The organism is Streptomyces sp. MnatMP-M17 (assembly GCF_900091995.1).
In the GTDB taxonomy this organism is placed as follows: Bacteria; Actinomycetota; Actinomycetes; order Streptomycetales; family Streptomycetaceae; genus Streptomyces.
This window is the reverse complement of sequence record NZ_FMDK01000715.1, coordinates 1-4,967: the sequence shown is the minus strand read 5'-3', so window position 1 is coordinate 4,967 and position 4,967 is coordinate 1. Positions and strand designations below refer to the sequence as shown.

At 68.6% G+C, this 4,967-nt stretch carries 4 protein-coding genes; all 4 read right to left on the bottom strand.

Features of this window, described 5'->3' with window-relative positions:
- Positions 1-297: 297 nt before the first annotated feature.
- The 4 genes from GA0115259_RS28985 to GA0115259_RS28970 all read right to left on the bottom strand — a co-directional run bounded on the left by GA0115259_RS28985 (position 298) and on the right by GA0115259_RS28970 (position 4,683).
- Positions 298-915 (bottom strand): ATP-binding protein, encoded by a 618-nt coding sequence (locus GA0115259_RS28985; RefSeq protein WP_093602505.1) that lies wholly within the window; start codon positions 913-915, stop codon positions 298-300.
- Between the two features lie 157 nt (positions 916-1,072).
- Entirely contained in the window at positions 1,073-1,843 is a 771-nt protein-coding gene (locus GA0115259_RS28980) for an enoyl-CoA hydratase/isomerase family protein (protein WP_093602503.1), read from the bottom strand.
- Between the two features lie 90 nt (positions 1,844-1,933).
- Complete coding sequence (locus tag GA0115259_RS28975) at positions 1,934-3,175, bottom strand: L,D-transpeptidase (RefSeq protein WP_370748622.1); 1,242 nt, start codon at positions 3,173-3,175, stop codon at positions 1,934-1,936.
- 326 nt (positions 3,176-3,501) lie between these two features.
- Positions 3,502-4,683, bottom strand: a complete 1,182-nt coding sequence (locus tag GA0115259_RS28970) for a L,D-transpeptidase (RefSeq protein ID WP_093602499.1) — start codon at positions 4,681-4,683, stop codon at positions 3,502-3,504.
- Positions 4,684-4,967: the final 284 nt, after the last annotated feature.

The window sequence follows — 4,967 nt, the reverse complement described above, 5'->3', positions numbered from 1 at the left end:
GCGGCGCGACCCGCGGGCCGCGCCTGTCGTGCGGAGGGCGTGGGTGGCGTGGGTACGGAGCCGGGCGGGCCCGGGGCGCTGTCCGTACAGCCGGTGGCGAGGGCGCCCGTGACGGCCGCGCCGGCTGCTGCGCGCAGTGCTCTGCGACGGTCGATCGGGATCACGCACCCATTTAAGGCGCGTACCGGCTAAAAAGTGATGATTAACCCGATGGAGGGCCAGGGCTCGTACCGGCACTGATACCGACGGGTGAGGACGACGGGCGAGGGCCACCAGGTGGCGGCGACCGGCGAGGGCTCAGGGAGTCTGCCGGTCGGCGACCCGCATCTCGAACCAGGTGGTCTTACCGCGCGGCAGCAGATCCACGCCCCACCGGTCGGAGAGCCGGTCCACCAGGAAGAGCCCGCGCCCGCTGGTGTCCATCTCATGCACCGGCATCAGACAGGGCAGTCCCCGGGAGGGATCACGGACCTCGATCCTGATCCAGCCACGGCGACGCAGCATCCGTAATCCGAAGACGCGCGCACCGGTGTGGCGTACGGCGTTGCCGACGAGCTCCGAGACGAGCAGGACGGCGTACTCGGCGGTCTGCGGCGAGAGCGCCCACTGACGCAGGACCACACTGTGGGTGATCCTGCGGGCGGCCGAGGCGGATTCCGGGCGGGAGGGCAGACGGACTTCCGCCTCCGTCGGATTTCCGAACAACTCCAGCGCCTTGAGCGCCTGTTCGTCTTCGACGGACGGTATCCACCGCGCTGCGGTCACGCTGCCGCGCTGCCGCGGCTGCTCCACACCCTCCAGGCCCGCCATGCCCCCATCATGGCCGCCCAGAGCCCGCTCCGGGGCCTTTCCAAGGGATTGGACCCCCCGGAATGAATCATTCCGGGGGGCGTGAACGGCATATGCCAAGGGCAGAGCTTGACCGCTTGAGCCCCTTCTGACCTGCGATGACACCCAGCGATTCAATGATCGCCCGGAGTGATCACAGCATTTCCCTTAAGGCTCCCTTAAGTCTGTGCTAAGGCGTGCGTGGAGTTGACGTCGTGGCTCTCCGTGTCCAACCAAGGCCCTTTCAGAGGAACTTGGCCTTGCCCGGACCGTCCTCCACGAAGGACCGCATGCCGCGCTCGCGGTCCTCCGTGGCGAACAGCCCGGCGAACCAGTTCCGTTCGATGGCGAGGCCGGTCTCCAGATCCGTCTCCAGGCCCGCGTCCACCGACTCCTTCGCCGCCCGCAGCGCGAGCGCGGGCCCCTGGGCGAGCTTCGCGGCCCAGGCCGCCGCCTGCTCGTACACCTCCGCCGCCGGGACCACGCGGTCGACCAGACCGATCGCCAGCGCCTCCTCGGCCTTCACCTGACGGCCCGTGAAGATGAGGTCCTTGGCGCGGGAGGGACCGACCAGCCGGGCCAGCCGCTGGGTGCCGCCGGCGCCCGGGATCAGCCCGAGCAGAATCTCGGGCTGGCCCAGCCTGGCGTCGTCCGCGGCGATCCGGAAGTCGGCGCAGAGGGCCAGCTCGCAGCCGCCGCCCAGCGCGTAGCCGGTGACCGCGGCGACGACGGGCTTGGGGATACGGGCCACCGCCGTGAACGACTCCTGGAGCGCCCGGGAGCGCCCGACCATCGCCGCGTGGTCCATGTCCCGCATCTCTTTGATGTCGGCGCCGGCCGCGAAGACCTTCTCGCCGCCGTACAGAATCACCGCGCGGACGTCCTCGCGCCGGCCCGCCTCCTCGGCCAGCTCGCGCAGCCGGTCCTGGATGGCGGTGTTGAGCGCGTTCATCGGTGGGCGGTCGAGCCGGATGGTGCCGACGCCGCCGGAGACTTCGAGGTTCACGAATGCCATACAAGGCAGGTTAACCGGCGCTAACGACAACGGACCCGATGCACTTGGTCACAGTGCATCGGGTCCGCCACCACTGCTACTCCGCGGGTGTTACGCGATCCACTCCGACCAGGACATGTTCCAGCCGTTCAGACCGTTGTCCGGGGCTATCTGCTTGTCCTTCGAGTTCTTGACGACGACCACGTCACCGATGATCGAGGAGTTGTAGAACCACGCGGACGGCGTCCCGTTGTTCCCGCCGCCGCGGATGTCCCGCAGTCCCACACAGCCGTGGCTGACGTTCGCCGAGCCGAAGGTGCCCGAGGACGCCCAGTAGTTGCCGTGGACGAAGGTGCCCGAGGTGGACAGGCGCATCGCGTGCGGCACGTCCTTGATGTCGTACTCGCCGCCGAAGCCGACCGTCGCGCCGTTCATCCTGGTCACCTCGTACTTCTCGCTGATGACCATCTGACCGTTGTACGTGGTGGTCGCCGGCGCGCCCGCGGTGATCGGGATGTTCTTGATCTGCTTGCCGTCCCTTACGACCTTCATCGTCTTGGCGCTCGCGTCGACGGTGGAGACCTGGCTGCGGCCGATGGTGAACGACACGGACTTGGCCTGCTTGCCGTACACGCCCGGACGGCCCTCGACACCGTCCAGATTGAGCTTCACGGTCACCTTCGTGCCCGCGGCCCAGTACTTCTCGGGACGGAAGTCCAGCCGGTCGTTGCCGAACCAGTGGCCCTCGACCGGTACGGCCGGATCGGCCGTCACCGTGATGGCCCGCTCGACAGCCTCGGGATCGGTGATGCCCCGGCTGAAGTTGATGGAGACCGGCATGCCGACGCCGACCGTCGAGCCGTCCTCCGGCGTGTAGGTGCCGATGAAGGTGTTCTTCGGGACGAGCGTCGTGAACGTGATGTCCTTGGCGGACTCCCGGCCGTCGGCGTCCTCGGCGATCGCGTGCACCTTGTACTTGGTGGCGCCGGCGAGATGCTGGAGCGGCTCCCAAGCGGCGCCGCCCTCGGCCAGCTTTCCCTCGACCGGATTGCCCTTGTCGTCCTGGACGGTGACGGTGGTCAGCCTGCCCTTGGCCGCGGAGACCTTGAGGGCGCCGGTGGTCGCGACGCCCTTCGCGTTGTCCTTCGGCAGGATCGTCACCACCGCGACGGACGCGGCGTTCTCGACCTTCGTCGCGTCCTTGCCGCGGTTCTTGTCACCGTCGTCCTTGCCCGAGCCGCCGCCTCCACCGCCGCACGCGGTGAGGACCAGAAGGAGCGCCCCCAGCATCAGGGCCAGCGGCCCCGTTCCCCGATGTCCTCGCCGCTGTCCCGATATCGGCAGCCCGTTCACTCTGGTCGTCTCCCCTCGCACGGCCTGGCCCCGCCACGGCCCGCACTCCCACGCGCTGATGTGCACGCGCACGGCGCTAGATAATCACACCGCGTGCGTCGCGTTGAGTACGCGAATGTCACCGTTGTGTCCCAACAAGTCCGGGACGGCGCAGGTCATACGGGTTGTACGGGGCGGGGCACAGACATCGTCGTACGCAGAGAACGCAAAGGACACTGCGGACGCGGAGGACACAGAAAACTCAGAAGACGCTGAGTACGACGAGTACAACGAGAACGCAGATTCGACGAGGGTTCAGCGCGACTCAACCAGGGCCGGGACAGCGGTCAGTGGACGGCCGAGCCCTCCTTCCACCGCTGCCAGGACAGATTCCAGCCGCCGAGGCCGTTGTCCGGAGCGACCGTGCGGTCATGCGAGTTGACCACCTCCACCACATCGCCGATCAGCGTCTGGTAGAAGAACCAGCCCGCGGGAGTGTCGGGCGCGCCGCCTCTGACGTCCCGCAGTCCGACACAGCCGTGGCTGACGTTCTCGGCGCCGAAAGTCTCCTCGGACGCCCAGTAGTTGCCGTGCAGAAACGTCCCGGACGTGGTCAGCCGCAGCGCGTGCGGCACATCCTCGATGTCGTACTCGCCGCCGAACCCGACCGTCTCGCCGTTCATACGTGTGACGTCGTACAGCTCGGTCACCACCATCTTCCCGTTGTACGTGGGATTCTTGGGCGCGCCCGCGGTGATCGGCAGAGTCGAGAGCAGCATGCCGTCACGCCGTACCTCCATGGTGTGTTTTCTGGCGTCGACCCGGGAGATCTGGGACCGCGCGACCCGGAACCCGACGTGCTTGTTCTGAATGCCGAAGACTCCGGGCGCCGCCTGGACGTCCCGCAGCCCGATACGGATCGCCACCTCGGTGCCCGGCTTCCAGTACGTACGGGGCCGGAAGTCGAGGCGCTGGTCACCGAACCAGTGGCCCGACACCTCGACCGGCGGATCCGAGGTGACCTCGATGGCGCGCTCGACGGCGGCGCGGTTGCGGATCTTCCGGTTGAAGTCGAAGGAAATGATCATTCCGGTGCCGACGGTGGCCCGGTTCTCGGGCGAGAAGTAGCCGGTGAACTGATCGGTGGGAACGGCCGTGGTGAAGGTGGTGTGCCGGGCCGAGCGCCGGCCCCGGCCGTCCACCGCCACCGCGTCGATGCTGTACTTGGCGGCTAGGGCGATCCGCGCCCGGCCCGCCGGTGTCCAGACGCGGCCGTCCTTGGAGATACGTCCCGGCACCGCGGTCGGGCTCGCGTCCTCGATCTGGACGACCCGCACGCGCTCCAGCCGGCCGTCGGCCACGCTCACCTCGATCTTCTCCGCCGCGCCGATGTTTTTGGCGCCGTCCTTGGGAGTGATCCGGATGGTGTCTCCCGGTGGCCGTGGCTTGGCGTCGTTGACCGGTGGCCGCTGACCGGTGCATCCCGTCAGTCCGGCCAGCAGTCCTGTCCATGCCAGGGCGACGACCATGCCGTTCCCTGCCCGTTTTGCCCGCTCCAATACATGTCTCACGATCCGCCCAACGACCACCACCCTCCGGGGGAAACGTGAGTGCGGGCCCTGTTGCGGGCAGAACAGGTGGGAGACCACGCGAAGAGAGCCGCGGCCGGGACGCCGCGGCACCGATCCGCGGGGCCGGGAGCCGCGGGAGGCCGGACAGGTGGCGAGCGCAGCCGAGCACACACCACGGGCGGCGGACCGGACCGGAGCCCTCCCTCCGTACGGCGCCAACGGCCGGCGCCCAGGGCGAGCGG

What these genes read in the sequence shown, in the direction of transcription:
- GA0115259_RS28980 (WP_093602503.1), bottom strand. Translation starts at nt 1,843, where the DNA reads ATGGCATTCGTGAACCTCGAAGTCTCCGGCGGCGTCGGCACCATCCGG.
- GA0115259_RS28970 (WP_093602499.1), bottom strand. Translation starts at nt 4,683, where the DNA reads ATGGTCGTCGCCCTGGCATGGACAGGACTGCTGGCCGGACTGACGGGA.